The organism is Arthrobacter sp. TS-15 (genome assembly GCF_006964045.1).
Classification (GTDB): domain Bacteria; phylum Actinomycetota; class Actinomycetes; order Actinomycetales; family Micrococcaceae; genus Arthrobacter.
Genome location: NZ_SDXQ01000006.1, coordinates 378,905 through 395,664 on the forward strand (window position 1 = coordinate 378,905; position 16,760 = coordinate 395,664).

19 protein-coding genes are annotated in these 16,760 nt (G+C 62.2%); 10 read left to right on the top strand and 9 right to left on the bottom strand.

The genetic code is table 11. The features are described 5' to 3' along the window. Positions 1-123 precede the first annotated feature (123 nt). On the bottom strand, positions 124-897 hold the full coding sequence (locus EU811_RS03045; protein WP_142937025.1) for a GAF and ANTAR domain-containing protein: 774 nt from the start codon (positions 895-897) through the stop codon (positions 124-126). Between the two features lie 688 nt (positions 898-1,585). Between EU811_RS03045 and EU811_RS03055 the strand changes: the two genes are divergently transcribed. The 5 genes from EU811_RS03055 (at position 1,586) to EU811_RS03075 (ending at position 6,429) form a co-directional block, all read left to right on the top strand. Further along, positions 1,586-1,813, top strand: coding sequence for a hypothetical protein (locus EU811_RS03055; RefSeq protein ID WP_142937026.1), 228 nt, complete (start codon positions 1,586-1,588; stop codon positions 1,811-1,813). 424 nt (positions 1,814-2,237) lie between these two features. Then, positions 2,238-3,029, top strand: coding sequence for a DeoR/GlpR family DNA-binding transcription regulator (locus tag EU811_RS03060; protein ID WP_142937027.1), 792 nt, complete (start codon positions 2,238-2,240; stop codon positions 3,027-3,029). After that, the gene (locus EU811_RS03065; protein WP_142937028.1) at positions 3,026-4,018 is read left to right on the top strand and encodes a 1-phosphofructokinase family hexose kinase; all 993 of its coding nucleotides are present in this window, start codon (positions 3,026-3,028) and stop codon (positions 4,016-4,018) included. Before EU811_RS03060 ends, EU811_RS03065 begins: the two co-directional genes overlap by 4 nt. Next, complete coding sequence (locus tag EU811_RS03070; protein ID WP_142937029.1) at positions 4,015-6,069, top strand: PTS fructose transporter subunit IIABC; 2,055 nt, start codon at positions 4,015-4,017, stop codon at positions 6,067-6,069. The genes EU811_RS03065 and EU811_RS03070 overlap by 4 nt, the downstream gene beginning before the upstream one ends. 84 nt (positions 6,070-6,153) lie before the next feature. Beyond that, positions 6,154-6,429 (top strand): HPr family phosphocarrier protein, encoded by a 276-nt coding sequence (locus tag EU811_RS03075; RefSeq protein WP_014920471.1) that lies wholly within the window; start codon positions 6,154-6,156, stop codon positions 6,427-6,429. Between the two features lie 82 nt (positions 6,430-6,511). Here EU811_RS03075 and EU811_RS03080 read toward each other — a convergent pair whose 3' ends face one another. From EU811_RS03080 to EU811_RS03095, 4 genes are all read right to left on the bottom strand, one after another. Next, positions 6,512-7,099: a TetR/AcrR family transcriptional regulator gene (locus tag EU811_RS03080; RefSeq protein ID WP_142937030.1), complete on the bottom strand. Its 588-nt coding sequence runs from the start codon at positions 7,097-7,099 to the stop codon at positions 6,512-6,514. A 9-nt stretch (positions 7,100-7,108) separates the two neighbouring features. Continuing rightward, on the bottom strand, positions 7,109-7,660 hold the full coding sequence (locus EU811_RS03085; protein WP_142937031.1) for a hypothetical protein: 552 nt from the start codon (positions 7,658-7,660) through the stop codon (positions 7,109-7,111). Positions 7,661-7,739: 79 nt separating this feature from the next. Beyond that, positions 7,740-8,699, bottom strand: coding sequence for a DNA topoisomerase IB (locus EU811_RS03090; RefSeq protein ID WP_142937032.1), 960 nt, complete (start codon positions 8,697-8,699; stop codon positions 7,740-7,742). A gap of 42 nt (positions 8,700-8,741) precedes the next feature. After that, positions 8,742-9,221 (bottom strand): Dps family protein, encoded by a 480-nt coding sequence (locus tag EU811_RS03095; protein ID WP_142937033.1) that lies wholly within the window; start codon positions 9,219-9,221, stop codon positions 8,742-8,744. 308 nt (positions 9,222-9,529) lie between these two features. Here EU811_RS03095 and EU811_RS23735 point away from each other — a divergent pair, with 308 nt between their 5' ends. After that, the gene (locus tag EU811_RS23735; protein WP_018778938.1) at positions 9,530-9,700 is read left to right on the top strand and encodes a hypothetical protein; all 171 of its coding nucleotides are present in this window, start codon (positions 9,530-9,532) and stop codon (positions 9,698-9,700) included. A gap of 62 nt (positions 9,701-9,762) precedes the next feature. Here the strand turns inward: EU811_RS23735 and EU811_RS03100 are convergent, their stop codons facing one another. Beyond that, positions 9,763-9,984 (bottom strand): hypothetical protein, encoded by a 222-nt coding sequence (locus EU811_RS03100; RefSeq protein WP_142937034.1) that lies wholly within the window; start codon positions 9,982-9,984, stop codon positions 9,763-9,765. 116 nt (positions 9,985-10,100) lie between these two features. On the opposite strand from EU811_RS03100, the gene EU811_RS03105 reads away from it, so the two are divergent. Both EU811_RS03105 and EU811_RS03110 read left to right on the top strand, forming a co-directional pair. Then, the gene (locus EU811_RS03105) at positions 10,101-10,622 is read left to right on the top strand and encodes a DUF6328 family protein (protein WP_142937035.1); all 522 of its coding nucleotides are present in this window, start codon (positions 10,101-10,103) and stop codon (positions 10,620-10,622) included. Between the two features lie 5 nt (positions 10,623-10,627). Then, positions 10,628-11,341: a DUF6766 family protein gene (locus tag EU811_RS03110; protein ID WP_142937036.1), complete on the top strand. Its 714-nt coding sequence runs from the start codon at positions 10,628-10,630 to the stop codon at positions 11,339-11,341. A gap of 23 nt (positions 11,342-11,364) precedes the next feature. Here EU811_RS03110 and ku read toward each other — a convergent pair whose 3' ends face one another. Further along, complete coding sequence (gene ku / locus EU811_RS03115; protein WP_142937037.1) at positions 11,365-12,231, bottom strand: non-homologous end joining protein Ku; 867 nt, start codon at positions 12,229-12,231, stop codon at positions 11,365-11,367. Between the two features lie 38 nt (positions 12,232-12,269). On the opposite strand from ku, the gene EU811_RS03120 reads away from it, so the two are divergent. Next, on the top strand, positions 12,270-14,816 hold the full coding sequence (locus EU811_RS03120; RefSeq protein WP_142937038.1) for an ATP-dependent DNA ligase: 2,547 nt from the start codon (positions 12,270-12,272) through the stop codon (positions 14,814-14,816). A gap of 110 nt (positions 14,817-14,926) precedes the next feature. Here the strand turns inward: EU811_RS03120 and EU811_RS03125 are convergent, their stop codons facing one another. Together EU811_RS03125 and EU811_RS03130 are read right to left on the bottom strand one after the other, a co-directional pair. Then, the gene (locus EU811_RS03125; RefSeq protein ID WP_142937039.1) at positions 14,927-15,175 is read right to left on the bottom strand and encodes a hypothetical protein; all 249 of its coding nucleotides are present in this window, start codon (positions 15,173-15,175) and stop codon (positions 14,927-14,929) included. Between the two features lie 49 nt (positions 15,176-15,224). Then, positions 15,225-15,425: a hypothetical protein gene (locus EU811_RS03130; RefSeq protein ID WP_142937040.1), complete on the bottom strand. Its 201-nt coding sequence runs from the start codon at positions 15,423-15,425 to the stop codon at positions 15,225-15,227. A gap of 288 nt (positions 15,426-15,713) precedes the next feature. Between EU811_RS03130 and EU811_RS03135 the strand changes: the two genes are divergently transcribed. Then, the gene (locus EU811_RS03135) at positions 15,714-16,547 is read left to right on the top strand and encodes a putative protein N(5)-glutamine methyltransferase (RefSeq protein WP_142937041.1); all 834 of its coding nucleotides are present in this window, start codon (positions 15,714-15,716) and stop codon (positions 16,545-16,547) included. Positions 16,548-16,760 lie beyond the last annotated feature (213 nt).

Sequence of the window (16,760 nt, forward strand, 5' to 3'; positions counted from 1 at the left end):
CCATCCTGGATGGTTCCCTATGAGGCTCCAAGGGCTATCTGCTTAACCCATGTATGAATGTAGTTCACCAGTGGCAGCCGTCACAAGAGATGAGACTGCTGCCAATCCGCTAGCGGGAGCGCCCTAGGCCTCGAAATGGGCCACGGGAGCTTCCCTGGCCACACTCTTGACGAGGGATTCCGCGACGTCCCGCAGCTTCTGGTTGCGGGTGCTGGACGCTTTCTTCAGGATCTGGAACGCTTCCTCCTGCGTGCAGCGGTTTTGGCCCATGATGATTCCACTTGCCAAGTCGATCACCGTTCGCGTCCGCATGGCATCCTGGAGGTCCTCAGCGTGCTGCTGCTTGACGCCAATCCGGACGGCCAGTCTCAGCGATCGCTCGGCCTGGCTTGCATAGAGTTCGCAATTCCGGATGGTTGCTTCATCGAAGGCGTTGGCCTGCGGCGCGAAGAAGTTAAGCGCCGCCGTTGCACCCTCATCCAGTTCCAAGGGAACGCAGAGAGCGGACAGATGTCCCCGCTCGGCAATGACTGAGCAGTACTCGGACCATCTCTGTTCCGTGGAGGTGTCAGCAACATGCTGCGTTACGCGGCTGCGCATGGCCTCCAGGCACGGACCATCACCGTACGCCTGCTGAACCTCATCGATCAGCCTGGCCTCGTGGTTGCTTCCCGCCACTGTGGCGGTGCGATGGCGACGGCTGAGGGTGATGCCGCAGAGCACGTCCAAGCCCACGGCCTGTGACACCGCGGATGCCGAAAAGACCGCGAGCTCATGCAGGAACCCGCCCACATCTTCGCTGTCTATCACCAGATCCTGCAGCTGCTCAGGCACCGAAGTACCGTCGGGCGCAGAGACAGCATCAGGCACCGCAAAATCCACGCTCATTTCGTCCATGCCTTATTTTACGTTCGCCTCACACCAACTCGTCACCCTTTGGACAACGGAAAACAGAATCCTTGCATCTGCGGTGCACCTATGTGCACAATCGACACATGGTCCGGATCACGGGCCCAGGCTATTGAGCTCATGCAGACGGGCGTCCCTCACTTTTTGATGCAGAGGTACAAACCCATGCCGGCTCAGCCAGCGTCCAGAGTCCCGGACGAAGCACATCCGCCACCCGATGAACCCCTCTGGTGCTCGCGCTGCAATACAGATCAGCATCTTCTGGTGAACTCCATCCAGTCCCACTATCCGCCGGCACCCAACATGGTGGACGTTGCGTATGAGTGCCATGTTTGTAGGTACTCGTATGAGCACGTTGCTTCCGTTCGGCGCGTTGCAGCAGTCCTGAACCGTCCGGGTGCCCCTCAAGGCGTCCTGCAGTTCGGCGGTCAATACCTGCACTGCGGGGAACCGATGAAGACAAAGAGTTGCGAGCTGCGAAGGATCCAATCGCCCTTGGTCCTGTCGCCGGGCGCGCAGCAACGGATGTATGAGGTACTCATCAACACGCGCATTCTCGGGTGTCATTGCGGCTTCCGCATGGAGATGCCTGACTGAGGCCGGGTGGCCATGAGGAGCTACACCAAAATTTCCGGAGCTACCGAGAGGGACAGCATGCACGCAGAATCACAACGAAATGAGCCTCAAACCACGGGCAGCAAGCCCGGCCAGGCCGGTAAGCGCAGCCTCCCTGATCCGCCGGATCCGGACAATCTTCCCATCGACTATCCGGGCTCTGGGTGGAACTCGAGCAGATACCCCTCCGGCGATCCCGGACGACTCCGGCCACAGCACGCCACTCACCGGCGGAGCGCCTGATCATGAGCGGTTCGCCACCAAACCCCTCGTACCCCTCGCACCCTGACCCCACCCGCGAAACGGGTCCCATGCCCGAGCCGGTTCCATTGCCGGAGCCGGGACCACCACCCGTGGCAGAGCCCACGCTAGGACGCCCAACGCCGGGTGAAGCAGGGCGTTTGCCGTAGGCCTGCCCATCAGCACATCAGGCACCGCCTGTTTACTCCCACGAACAGGGTCCCGCTACTCCCCCAGTCGGGATCCGAATGAGGGCATGCCGCGCCACAGGGAGCGCGGCATGCCTTTTTCGTGCCCCGGACCGCCGCGCTCCTCCGGATCTTTGCCAGATCTTCCCTGCCTAAATCTTTGTTTATGTTGATTTCTATTGACTTACCAACATAAACAAAGATAGAGTCAAGCAATTCCACATCGTTGTGACAGCAGTCACTGATGTGGCTGCACTGCTAAGCAGCTTGACCAATGGAGGGTAAGTGTTCGCCGAAGAGCGCCAGCATCTGATCTCCGCACTCGTCGCAGAGCGCGGACGGGTGAGTGTCACAGACCTCGCCGACCGTTTCAGCATTACCACTGAGACAATCCGCCGCGACCTCGCGGCCCTGGAAGTCGCCGGCAATCTCAGGCGCGTTCACGGCGGCGCCGTCCCTTCGGACCGCCTCAGCACCCGCGAGGAGAGCATCCTCGAGCGTGCCGTACAGCGTCCGGAGGAAAAGCTCCGCATCGCCAACGCAGCACTCGCCCTGATCCCCCAGCTCACCACGGGAAGCATTCTCCTGGATGCAGGCTCCACCACGGAAACCCTCGCAGACCTACTGGCCCAGCAAACGCCATCGGCCAACGGAAACGATGAACTCGTGGTCATCACCCACGCCATCCCCATCGCCGGCAAGCTCTCGTCCACCCAAGGCATAGCACTCCAGATCCTTGGCGGCCGTGTCCGCGGACTGACGCAGGCCGCCGTCGGGCAGTCCACCGTGGAAGCTGCTTACAAACTTCGCCCGGACATCGCATTCGTCGGAGCCAACGGTATCCACGCAACGTTCGGACTCAGCACCCCCGATCCCGAGGAGGCCGCGGTCAAAGCCGCATTCGTCACCTCAGCCCGGCGCGTGGTTGCCCTGGCCGACTCTTCCAAGCTGGACGCCGAAACCCTGGTCCAGTTCGCCACCCTGAAGGATGTTGACACCTTGATTACTGACCAGCAGCCCTCGGCTGAACTAGCTGCGGCTTTGGCCGACGCCGGCGTTGACGTGGTGGTCGCATGATCGTCACTTTGACCGCCAACCCCAGCCTGGACCGCACGGTGGAACTGCCAGGAGCCTTGGCCCGCGGCGAAGTGCAGCGCGCCGTCGCTGTCCACCAGGAATCCGGCGGGAAGGGCGTCAATGTTTCCCGGGCGCTCGTGGCCTCCGGCCTGGACACCCTGGCCGTTCTGCCGGGCGCCGACTCGGACCCGGTACTTTCCGGACTGCACGACGGCGGTGTACCGTTCGCGGCGCTGCCCATCGGTCAGGTGCTGCGCAGCAATGTCACGCTCACCGAACCGGATGGCGTCACCACCAAGATCAACGAACCCGGCCCGGAACTGAGCGGTGAACAGCAGGAGGCCCTGATCGGGCTGCTGCTGGAACGCTCGCGTGGCGCCAGCTGGGTGGTTCTCGCGGGATCACTCCCACCAGGAGTGCCCGCGGATTTCTACGCCACCATCGCTCGTCGGCTCCGGTCGAACTCGGACGGAACGGCCTCCCCAAGCATCGCCATTGACTCCTCCGGGGCGCCGCTCGCGGCCGCTGTGGTGGGCGATGCCGCAGGGAAGCCGGACCTTCTCAAGCCGAACGCGGAAGAGCTCGCAGAGCTTGCCGCCGCTATCGGCTTCACCAACGTCTCCACAGCTGACGAACTGGAAGCGGATCCGGCCAAAGCCGCCCAAGCCGCTGCCGCCGTCGTCGCCAGCGGTGTGGGCGCCGTTCTCGCAACACTCGGGTCCAAGGGCGCAGTCCTGGTGACCGCAGACGGGGCGTGGTTCGCCACGCATCCGCCCATCAAAGCCGTCAGCACGGTGGGTGCCGGGGACTCTTCACTGGCCGGCTACTTGTTGGCTGCAACCCAAGGCGGCTCCGCGCAGGACTGCCTTCGTCAAGCCGTGGCACATGGTGCCGCTGCTGCTTCGCTGCCGGGCTCCACTGTCCCGGCAGTCCACCAGACAACCCCCAATGCCGTAACCATCACGGCCCTCCAGAAGGACTCACAGTGACCCAGCTGATCACAACCCAATTGGTCACCCTCGACCAAAACCTGGGCGACTCCCCTGCCGACGTCATCCGCGTCCTGGCCGGCAAAGTTGCCGCAACCGGCCGCGCCTCCGAGGCTGAAGGGCTCTTTACCGACGCCTTCGCCCGCGAGCAGAAGACCGCAACCGGCGTCCCCGGCGGCATCGCGATCCCGCACTGCCGCTCAGCCGCCGTCCAAGAGCCTGCCTTGGCCATGGCCCGGCTGTCCCACAAGGTGGACTTCGGAGCCAAGGATGGTCCCGCTGACCTCATCTTCTTCATCGCAGCCCCGGACGGTGCGGATCACGAACACCTGAAGCTGCTCTCCAAGCTGGCACGTTCGCTGATCAAAAAGGACTTCACTGCGGCGCTGCGTGCGGCTGCCACTGAGCAGGACATTGTTGACCTCGTGGATGGCGCGCTGGCCGATAAGCCGGCTGCTGCTCCCGCTGCTGCCGCAGCACCCGCAGAGTCCGCACCCGCCGCTGCCGCCGCCGGCACGACGACGACTGCCGCACCAAAGCGCATCGTGGCCGTCACCGCGTGCCCAACGGGCATTGCGCACACCTACATGGCTGCAGATTCGTTGGTTGCCGCGGCCAAGGAAATGGGTGTTGACCTTCAGGTAGAGACGCAGGGTTCCTCCGGCGCCAAACCGCTGGATCCGGCAGTCATCGCAGCCGCCGACGCCGTAATCTTCGCCGTGGACGTTGACGTACGCGGCAAGGAACGCTTCGCCGGGAAGCCGGTCATCAACGCACCGGTCAAGCGTGGCATCGACGAACCCACCAGGATGGTGGAGGAAGCCCTGGCAGCCGCCACGGACCCGCACGCCCGCCGCGTTCCGCACTTTGGTGCCGAAGAGCAGGCTGAGCGCGCCCAGGAGGAAAAGGGTGAGCACATTGGCCAAAAGCTGAAGCGCGCACTCCTCACGGGCGTCAGCTACATGATTCCGTTCGTGGCCGGTGGCGGGCTCCTGATGGCTCTGGGCTTCCTGATGGGTGGTTACCTCATTACGGACTTCGCTGACAAGATTGTCCTTGAGAACAGCATCTTCAACCTTCCAACCGCATTCCCGGACAACGCTTGGGGCCCCTTGGGTGCTTATTTGGGCGCCGTGCTGTTCAAGATCGGTAACCTGTCCATTCAGTTCCTGGTGCCCGCGTTGGCCGGCTACATCGCCTACGCCATCGCAGACCGGCCAGGTATTGCGCCGGGCTTCGTAGCCGGTGCCGTGGCCGGATTCATGGGGGCAGGCTTTCTGGGCGGCATCGTTGGCGGCCTGCTGGCCGGGTACGTCGCTTACCAGGTCGGCAAGCTGGATGTGCCACGCTGGCTCAGAGGCCTGATGCCCGTGGTCATTATCCCGCTTGTCGCTTCCATCGTGGCGTCGGGACTCATGTTCATTATCCTCGGGCGTCCCATCGTGGACCTGACCAACGCCCTCAATTCCGGGCTCTCGAGCCTGACCGGTGCTGGCGCTATCCTTCTGGGTATCATCCTGGGCCTCATGATGTGCTTCGACTTGGGCGGCCCCGTCAACAAGGTTGCCTACTCCTTCGCCGTCGCCGGACTGGGAGCTGCTTCCGTAGCCAATCAGGCACCATGGCAGATCATGGCGGCCGTCATGGCGGCAGGCATGGTTCCTCCCCTCGCGATGGCCCTGGCCACCGTCCTGAACAAGAAGCTGTTCTCCCTGGCGGAGCGCGAAAACGGCAAGGCTGCTTGGCTCCTCGGAGCGTCCTTCATCTCCGAAGGTGCGATTCCCTTCGCTGCGGCTGATCCGTTGCGCGTCATCCCTGCCAGCATGGTGGGTGGTGCAGTAACGGGTGCACTGTCAATGGCTTTCGCCGTGACATCCAAGGCTCCCCACGGTGGCCTGTTCGTGTTTTTCGCAATCGATAACTTCCTGCTGTTCTTCCTGTCAGTCATCGTCGGCGTGGTAATCACCGCTCTGTTGGTCATCGCCCTCAAGCGCTTTGCAGTCAAGAAGCCGGTGGAAGCGGAAGCCGCCCCGGCCACCGTCAGCGTCTAGGCTCTCCACCGTCCAGGCCCCACGGTCTAGACTTCCCACAAAGCCATCTCCCCTAACCGCCACCCTTCATAAAAAGGAGCACCAATGCCAGAACGTACAGCCACCATCGCAAGCCGCGTGGGCCTCCACGCCCGCCCTGCAGCCATCTTCGCCGAGGCAGCAGGTGACCTGGACATCGACGTCACCATCGCACGTCAGGGCGAGCCCGCCGATGACGCCATGGACGCCGCCAGCATCCTGTCCCTCATGAGCCTGGGCGCTTCCCACGGCGATGTTGTGGTGCTGCGCGCCGAAGGTGAAGGCGCGGATGCAGCCCTGGACAGCCTGGTGAAGATCCTCGAAACGGACCACGACGCCTAATAGGGACACCCAAACCCCTCAGCGCCACGCAAAGAGCCTGGTGCCACCCGGATACCGGTGGCACCGGGCTCTTTGCGTCTCTCTAAGGGTTTGCGAGTTCGTCGAGATGACGTGCGAGCACCAGGAGCATGGGACCCGATTCCAAGAGGTCCCCGCTCCACAGCCCGTGCATCGCGATCCCATCCAAGAGCGCACGCAACCGCTGAGCTTCATATTCGGGGTCCCGCTCCTGATGGAACTGACCCCCTTCCGCCAGGATCTGCACGGCTGCGCGGCATACGCGTTCCACTCCGTCGCTGAGCCTGATCGCTGCGGGACGAAGCGCAGCGTCATTCAGTGAAAGGACGCCGAGCTGGACCTGTGCAACCAGTTCCAGACGCCGTTCCCTGTCCAGAGGCAGCAATTGCAGGAGCAATTCATCAACCAGTTCCCGGCCCGAGAGCTCAAGTGCAGCCATTCGCGCTGTGACCCGGTCTTCAATGAGTTGCAGGCAGAACTCACGCAGAGCGTGTTGCGTAGCAAAGGCGCGTCGTAGTGAAGCGGCGGCTATACCCGCTTCTGCCGCCACCCCGCGCACCGAAAGGCCCGACAATCCATCCCGTTCAAGGACACGCAAGGAAGCTTCCGCAATTGCTGCGCTACGCGCCTCTGCATCGATTCTCCGGGGCATGGTTCAGCTCTACAGAGCGGTAGGTGACAGGGCGCGGGCGGGCTTCTTCGGCCAGATGGTATAGCTCACGGCCCACAGGAAGTCGATGGCGAAGATGATGCCCAGGATACGGAAGAAGTCCCAGAGGGCTGCGGTTCTTTGGGCGTCGTTGACGAGGAGAATGATCGCCCCCAGTGTCGCCGCTGAGATGACTACTGCCAACGCCGTGAGCAGCACATCCCGCCAGCATTTGTTGGTGTAAGGCTTTCCCGTGAGCCGTTCCGGCGCCGGTCCGCCGGCGAACCGGTGCTGGAAGTGGGCATCCGCCCACGCCACCATGCGCTTGCCGTAAGCGACGGAGATCCCAATGTAGATTGCAGCCAGTCCATGGTGCCACGAGGCCGTGCCCCCGCCGAGCAGATCCACCGCCACAAGGCACAGCAGGATGGCATCGATCACCGGGGCAAGGATCAGCAAGACCCCGCCAAGGCGCGGGCGACGCAGCAGATACCGCGCTGCGAGCCCTCCGAGAATCGCCACCCAGAAAGCAACTTCACACACCACGATTGCCAACAAAATCATTTACGCCCCCAGACGCCATGAACCCGTAAAAACTTTATTAGTACGAGTGTACTCATAAAATTCCCTGGTGCGGTCTGGCCTACTTTGGCGCCTCTTCGTTCAAGTAGGCAGCAATGGACGCTTCCGTTGGCTTGACGTCCTTGAGCTCCTCGGACAGGTATCCCTCGATAATCCTTGGATCAACATAGGACGAGCGCGCCACCGAAGGCGTATTGCCCAAGAGGTCCGACGCCTCTTTGATGGCCCGCACAATGGCCTGCCTGGGAGTTCCCTTATGGCCTGACTTGATGAGGCACATGGCAGCAGCCGCCGTCCCCTTCCACGTCCGGAAATCCTTGGAGGTGTAAGCCTCTCCGGCGACTCCGCGCAGGTATTCGTTGATCATGGACGCGTCCACCGATACCCAGGAGCCATTGGCTTGGTAGGCCAGCAGGCGCTCTTTGCCCGGCCGCCCTGCCAGCGGTTCCAGGAACGCGGCAAGGGCGGGATCGTGAATGGAGGTGTCCCACAGCTGACCGCTCTTACCGGGGAACTTGAGGAAAACGTCCGGCCCTTCCACGCGGGCGTGCCGGCATCGAAGCGTCGTGAGCCCATACGAGCCGTTTTGCTTCATGTAGATCTCGGAACCGACGCGGAGCGCACCGAGGTCCATGAACCGCACGGCGGCAGCAAGGGTCTGTTGTCGGGGGTCGTCGGAATCCCGGAGATGCACGGTCACGTTGCGGCGTACCGCAGGCAGGACCAAGCCCAGCTTTGCGGCCCTGATGAACTTTTCGGTGTCCTTCCGCTCCCGCCACCCCGGATGGTAGATGTATTGGCTTCGCCCGGCAGCGTCCACACCGGTAGCCAGAATGTGCCCATGCTCGAACGGGCTGATCCAAACATCAGTCCACGCAGGCGGGATCGCCAGCGCATTGATGCGCTGGCGATCCTCCTTGCTGACCAAGCTCCCGTCAGGGTGGCGGTAGCTGAACCCCTTGCCTACCCTGCGGCGAACTATGCCGGGTTTGGAAAGGTCACTTCGCTTAAGCCTGGGCACGGCCTGCCTGCCTAGGTTGCAACAGCCGGAGCCGGGTTCCCGCTACGCCTCGTCCGGATCCGTCACGGCGGCGCCGGCGTTCATGATTTCGGCGTTGATCATCCATACCAGCTGCTCAAGGCGGGAGATGAAAGCGTGCAGAAGGTCCGCCGTCGTGGGGTCTTCCTCGTCCACTTCGTCATGGACATCGCGCATGGTCTGGACTGCGCGCTCAACGCGGTCGGTGATCAGCTTGACGGCGTTCTTGGTGTTGACCAGTCCTGCCGGGAATTCCTCCAGGCGCGTGCCCTTGGCGATGGTGGCACTGCGGCCATCCGGGAGTGCGTGGAGGGCTCGCATACGCTCGGCGGTGTCGTCAGCGAACTCGCGTGTAGCCACTACCAGCTCGTCCAACTGGAGGTGAAGATCGCGGAAGTTCGGCCCCACGATGTTCCAGTGCGCCTGCTTACCTTGAAGCTGTAGCTCAATAAGGTCCGTCAAGACGATCTGAAGGTTGTCTGCAAGCTGCTGTGACGCTTTCATGTGTTCCTCTCATAGACGTTCATGTGAGCCAAAAACGTGCCGCACAGTTTCTGCAGCACTGCCCAATCATCAAGTGACGACTGCAATAACCCTTTCATAAGGAAGCTTAGTAGTACAATGAGGAGTGTTACTGTTCACGACTGGCGAACTTCCCCTTCGGGCGAGGATCGCCTTAGTGGTACACAAAAAGGCACTTGGATCCGTAGAACGCAACCAAGTACCGGCATAACTAAATCGAAGTAACTCGGAATGCATACTCGGGAATCGGCGGTTCATCAAAGATTCCCGCGGAAAGGAATGTGCTGACCATGAATACGCTTCTGATCATTGCTGGTGTAGTAGCAATTGTTCTCCTTCTTGTAGGTGGCTTCTCGCAAGCCCTTAACTGGCTGCTGTGGGTAGGCGTCGTCCTCCTCGTTATCGCAGCCATCGGCTGGCTGCTGAGCTTCATGTCGGGTCGCAGGGGACACACGGTATAGGAGACCGGACGAGGATCGAACGCCGGGGGCAACGCCCCCGGCGTCCCTACACCCCGGTGTAGTTAGGACTCTTCCCCACGGCTCCCGGTTGCCGAGGGCGGTGGGGCCGCATCCGGATCCAAAGGTGTGGGGAACTCGTCACCCGGAGCCTCGGGAACTCCCTGGGCCGGCCGTTCCGGCGTCTCGCGCTCATCGCCCTGACCGGGCATTTCCTGCTCAGGCGTGGGCGTGCCGTAGCCGCCGGGCTCGCTTTCCGGGTCCACGCGGTGTTCGTCCTGACTCATAGCTTCCTCCTTGGATATCCGATGAGGCCCCGTTCAAAAAGATCGAGGAATGCTGACAGTTCGACCGTAGTCCCGCGCAGGGTCGTCGTCCACCAAAACCACACGGAGGTGCACAGATGGTAGAACCGGAGCAGGCCCCCAGGATCGGCAGGAACGAGTCCACCGAGGAACGAATGGACCGGAACTGGATGGAACTGATCCAGGAGTTACGGGTTCTCCAAACAGGGGTGCAGATCCTTGGCGGTTTCCTGCTCACGCTGCCCTTCCAAGAACGCTTCGAACTCCTGGACGACTGGCAACGGAGCCTCTACCTCTTCAACGTGATGGTGGCAGCAGTGACCACCGTGCTGATAGTGCTCCCCGTCAGCGTGCATCGCCGCTTGTTCCGCAGGGGGCTCAAGGCCACCCTGGTTTCAAGTGCCGATGTGGTCACCAAGTGGGCGCTGGCTGGTGTGGCTTTGTTGATCGTTGGCTCTGCCACCCTTGTTTTCGACTTCACCGCCGGCCGGACGGCCGGACTTGTAGCTGCAGGATTCATCATCCTGGTGCTGCTGCTCCTGGTGGTGGGGACACCCCTATGGCTGCACCGTCGAGCAGTCCGAAACAGCGACGACAACGGAACTCCCAGGGAAGAGTGAGCCCGATGCTCAGACCCATGAAGCACCCCGGGACATCCAGCAAGGACAAAGATCCCGCGCGCCATTGGGTCAAGGACCACGGCTTGCTGCTGGTCAACGCAGGCCTGTTCGTCGTCTTCCTCGGGGGAATGATCATCTCGGGAGCGGCAACTTACAGCGAGGAACAACAGGCTCACGGCCAGCCAGCCACCGGTATCACGGATTTCCTGACATCAGGCAGCTTCTGGGAAGCCGTCTTTGAAAACTGGGAATCGGAGTTTCTTCAAATGGCCATGTACGTGGTCCTTACCGTCTTTCTGTTCCAGAGGGGTTCCTCGGAGTCAAAACCCGTGGACAAGGAAGCACCCCAGGATGAAGATCCCCGCGATGCCAGGAAGTCACCCAAGACCCCGTGGCCGGTAAGGCGCGGCGGCTGGGTGCTGAAGGTCTACGAGCACTCACTCTCCGGCCTGCTGGGCCTCCTGTTTCTGACCTCCTTCACATTGCACGCGGTAGGTGGCGCAGCCGCCTACAACGAGGAACAGCTCAGCCATGGCCTGCCCGAGGTCTCCACCTGGGAATACATGGCTTCCAGCCAGTTCTGGTTTGAGTCCTTCCAGAACTGGCAAAGTGAGTTCCTCGCTGTCGCCGTCCTGGTAGGAGCCTCCGTGTACCTCCGTGAACGTGGTTCACCCGAGTCCAAACCGGTGGCGGAACCGCACTACGAAACCGGCGCCTAACCCCTAGGCGAAGGCAACACGACCTAAGCCTTCTTCTTGGCCCGCGCCTTTGGTTTGCTGGCAGTTTTGCTGGCGGCAGCAGCGTCGTCGTCCGCTTTTTCCTTGCCGCGCTTCTTGTCCAGGCTGCGCTTGAGGGCTTCCATGAGGTCGATGACGTCGCCGCCCTCGCCCTCACCTTCCACCACGCCAAAGGTTGCCTCGGTGTCCAGGGCCTCGCCCTTCTCCAACTTGGCCTCGATCAATGTTCGGAGCTGCGCTTGATACTCATCGGTGTATTCGTCGGGGTCAAAGTCGTGCGCCATGGATTCCACCAAGGCGGAGGACATCTCCAGTTCCTTGTCCGAGATCTTGATGTCCGTCTCCAGTGACGGGAACTTGGCCTCGCGGACCTCATCGCCCCACAGCAGCGCCTGGAGCAACAGCACGTCCCCACGCACCCGCAGTGCCCCCAGACGGGTCTTCTGCCTCAGGGCGTACTGGACAATTGCGATTCTGTCAGTGTCCTCCAACGTCTGCCTGAGCAGCATGTACGCTTTGGGCGATTTGGAGTCCGGCTCCAGGAAATAGCTGCGCTCATACATGATGGGGTCCAGCTGCTCGGCGGGGATAAATTCCACCACCTCAATTTCGCGGCTGTTCTCCTCCGGCAACGACTTCAATTCCGCAGACGTAAGGACCACGGTGCGGCCTTCTTCTTCGTAAGCTTTATCAATATCCTCGTACGCAACAACGTCGCCGCAAATTTCGCATTTCCGTTGGTACCGAATACGCCCGCCGTCCTTATTGTGGACTTGGTGCAGGCCAATATCGTGATCCTCCGTGGCACTGTAGAGCTTCACTGGTACGTTGACCAGACCGAACGCGATAGATCCCTTCCATATGGCCCTCATGCACCCAGTCAACAGCACAACACAGCGGAGGAGAAGAGGTGGCAGGCAAGCAACAGGAGCGGGTGAACGTGGAAGGCCACGAGCTCACTCTCACCAATCTGGGCAAAATCATCTACCCGGAAACCGGCACCACCAAGGCCGAAGTGCTGGAATACTACGCCGCAGTGGCACCTTTCCTGATCCCCGCTGCTGCCAACCGGCCCGTCACCCGCAAGCGTTGGGTCAACGGAGTGGGTACCGCCGAAAACCCCGGGCAAGTCTTCTTCCAGAAGAACCTGGAGGACTCCGCGCCCAAGTGGATTCCCCGCGCCACAATTCAGCATTCGGACCACACCAACGTCTATCCCCTGGTCAACAACCTTGCGACGCTCACGTGGATGGCCCAGATCGCCTCCTTGGAAATTCACGTTCCACAGTGGCAAGTGGACCCTTCCGGGAAGCCGCTCCGCCCCGACCGTTTCGTCCTGGACCTCGACCCCGGGCCCGGGGCAGGTCTGCCCGAATGCGTTGAAGTGGCCAAGCTGGCCCGTTCCATCCTGCAGGACATGGGAATGGACCCGGTCCCTGTTACCAGCGGCAGCAAAGGCATCCACCTCTACACGGGCCTGGACGGGACACTGAAGTCCGAGCAAGTGTCCGCCTTCGCCAAAGAGCTGGCCCGGGCGTTGGAATCGGACCACCCCGATCTGGTGGTCAGCGACATGAAGAAGTCCCTCCGCCACGGCAAAGTGCTGGTGGACTGGAGCCAGAACAGCGGAAACAAGACCACAATCGTCCCCTACTCCCTCCGCGGACGCGCCATCCCCACCGTCGCAGCGCCCCGCACCTGGCGGGAGCTCTCCTCCGCTTCGTTGGAGCACTTGGACTACCGGGCCGTGATGAAGCGCGTGAAGACCGGCAAAGACCACTTCGCACCGATTTCCGAACGGCACCTGCCGCCTCATGGGGAGGATGAGAAGGACGACGGCGGTGCTCCCGGAAGCGGTTCAGGCACCGGCCGTTCCCGCGAGCGGGTGGTGACAGTCGTGAACCGTCTCGCGAAATACGTCGGGATGCGCGATCCGGACAAAACCCCGGAGCCGTTCCCGTCGTCGTCGGGCGCTTCTGCCTCACCGCAATCCGCGGGTTCCTCCTCCGCCCAGCCGAAGCCCGGCGACCCTCCGCCGCCCGGCGGCATATTCGTCATCCAGGAGCACCACGCCCGCCGCTACCACTTGGACCTGCGCCTGGAGCACAACGGAGTCCTGGCCTCGTGGGCGTTGCCGCGCGGCATCCCGGAAACCTCCGACCGAAACAACCTAGCCGTACATACCGAGGACCACCCCATGGAATACGCGAACTTCGCGGGCGTAATTCCCAAGGGCGAGTACGGGGCCGGGACCATGACCATCTGGGACCGCGGCGAGTACACCTGCGAGAAGTGGCGCGACGGCAAGGAAGTGATCGCCACCCTTACAGGCGAGCCGGGTGGTGGCCTTGGCGGCACCAAACGCTTTGCGCTGATCAATACGGGTCAGAACTGGCTGATCCATCTTATGAAGGAACAGCCGGGTGGGCGTCGGGGCAGCCCGGCTGCGGCCAAAACTTCGGCACCCAAGTCCGATCCACCTCAGCCGCAGCCCATGCCGAACTACACCCCCATGCTGGCCACCGCCGGAACCGCCGCTGATCTCCGCGGCGACGATTGGCTCTTTGAACTGAAGTGGGACGGAATCCGGGCGATCATCACCGGTACGGAGGGCAAGATCCGGCTCATGAGCCGCAACGGAAACGATCTTACGGCCGCCTATCCCGAACTGACGGACCGCACATGCTGGCCCGACGGAGACTTCGTTGCGGACGGCGAAATCGTGGCGCTCGGCAAAGGGTCCAGGCCTGACTTCGGACGGCTGCAGCTAAGGATGAATTTGGTCAAAGCTGCGGACATCGAGCGCGCCCGGGCTACGGTTCCGGTGCAGCTCATGCTGTTCGATCTTCTGTACGACGACGGTAGGGACCTGAGCGGGCTGCCGTTCCGCGAGCGCCGCGAGAGGCTTTCCGGGTTTTCGGAGCGTCTTCGTAAAGGTTGCCCCCTTCACCTTTCCGCCGTGCTGGACCACGACGTGGAAGACCTCATGACCAGCGCCGCCGAGCTTGGCTTGGAGGGTGTCATGGCCAAGAAAGCCGACAGCAGATATGTGATCGGACGTCGCAGCAGGTCGTGGATCAAGCTCAAGCTGGAGCAAAGCCAGGAAGTAGTGGTGGGAGGTTGGCGGCCGGGGGCCGGGGCCCGAAGCGGGACTTTCGGCGCGTTGCTGCTGGGCATCCCCGACGGCCACAAGCTGCGCTACGTGGGCCGGGTGGGCACCGGATTCAAGGACTGGCAGCTCCGGGATGTCATGGAGCAACTTGAACCCCGGGTGGTAAGCGAGTGCCCTTTCACAGACATACCCCGCGAAGATGCAGCGGGTGCCACGTGGGTGAGCCCTGAGCTGGTGGCCGAGGTATCCTTCGGCGAATGGACGGGGCCCGGCCGGCTCCGTCATCCGGTGTGGCGGGGCTGGCGTCCGGATAAGTCCCCTAACGACGTGAGCCAGCCCAACTGAGTCGCATTTGTGCGCGTTTTGAGGGCTCAAAACGCGCTGTGCTGCTCCTCAGTTGGGCTGGCTACGCGGGTGGTGCGGGTTCGTTCGGGTTTGTTTGGGTGGCCGGGTTATTAGGAGGAGTGCGGCATCTGCGGGCGGCTGGTCCGGTGGACCGCCGTCACAGCTGCTCCCTGGCCCATGCGGCCGTGGGCTTGTCCCCGTTCCTTCGGGTGGCGTCGTTTACCGTTACCGTCCGGCCACTGCCTGCTTTGGTCGGCGCCCAACGCGACTGCGATGGTGGTCGGTTCGGGCATGGGCGCCATGTCCATGGACTCCACCAAATGGCTTGCAACCTCAGGATTGATGCGTTCAGCAGTCATGGTTCTTCCTTTCCAGTGTGCCTATTTTTCAGTGTGCCTGCCCGCAGGTTTACCAGCGGACCTTCTTCTCGGTCTTAGCTTGCTTGCCGCTGGCGGCGGTGGGCTTGTGCCCCTTGCCAGTGCTTTGCCAGCCCGCTGGAGCACCGCCCCCGGACTTGCTTGCCAGCATGGCCTTCTGCGCGTCGGTCAGCTTGGACTTGATACCGCCGGCGGCCGGGGTCTTTTTGTTTTCGGAAGGGTTGGCAGTCATACGTGGACTCCTAAAGGTGTGAGTCCTGAAGAGACACGTATCCTATGTCGTTGCGGTTCGGGAAGAAGACGTCGAGAACGGGAACGGCATGGAGGCAGGGCCTCAACAGGCGTGGATTTTTGTCAGGTGAAACTCGGCTGTGCCGCGAGGGGCAGAGGCCGGTCTACTCAAAAATCAGTGTTCCCATGCCTCATACCCTAGCTAAGTCCCGGCAGATTTGTGAACCCCTCACCTGCAGCAACTTTGAATTCCGGCGCCCAACCCCATCGGGATTCTTCCTCGGCTAGCATGGCAAACGTGACCCGGAGAGCATCCATCGCCGCCGCATTGCGTGCCGCCGGCTGCGTTTTCGCGGAGGACGAAGCCCGACTCCTCATCGACGCCGCCCGCCATCCGGACGAGCTCCACCGTATGGTGGACCAGCGGCTCAGCGGATTGCCGCTGGAACACATTGTGGGCTGGGCGGATTTCTGCGGAAAGCGCATGACTGTCAGCCCGGGGGTGTTCGTGCCCAGGCGTCGCACGGAGTTCCTGGTCCGGAAGGCCGCGACCATCGCCAAGCCCGGTGTCGTCGTTGTGGACCTTTGTTGCGGTTCCGGGGCGATAGGGGCGGCGCTCCACGATCTTTTGGGGAGCTGTGAGCTGCATGCCGCGGACATCGACGCCGCTGCGGTCCGTTGCGCGCGATACAACGTCGAGCCCCGTGGCGGACGCGTCCACCACGGGGATCTGTTTGAAGCCCTCCCTAAGACGTTGCGCGGGACGGTGGACGTGCTGCTCGCCAACGCGCCGTATGTGCCCACGGAGTTAATAGGCATGATGCCGCCGGAGGCGCGACTCCACGAGCCGAGAGCAGCGCTCGACGGCGGCGCTGACGGTTTGGCGGTACAGCGTCGGGTAGCGCTGGGCGCGGCTCAGTGGCTGGCGCCGGGTGGGTTCCTGGTGATGGAAACCTCGGGGCAGCAGGCGCTGGCGACGGCCGGGATTCTCGGCGAGGCGGGGTTCATCGCGGAGGTGGCCTGTGACGAAAGGGCAGACGCAACCGTGGTGATGGGTACCCACGGGCCTACCGATTCATCAGCTTCCGTAACCCAAATTGCCCCGTTAACTGGGCTCAGCTAAACAATTTGGTAACAACGTGCTCTGGAGGGCAAAAACGGAGGCGGATCCGCTTGATAGCGGGGCAAGAGCGGGTAATGAGATGCAACACAGCTAGGCAATTTGCACCCAAAAACTGCCCAAAAATCGGATCTCAACTCGGGTTTTCGGCCTAAAACCCGTAAAATTGAAACCCTGCCCAGAGCGGGGCAGCAGAAGTCGCAAGCAAATGACCTC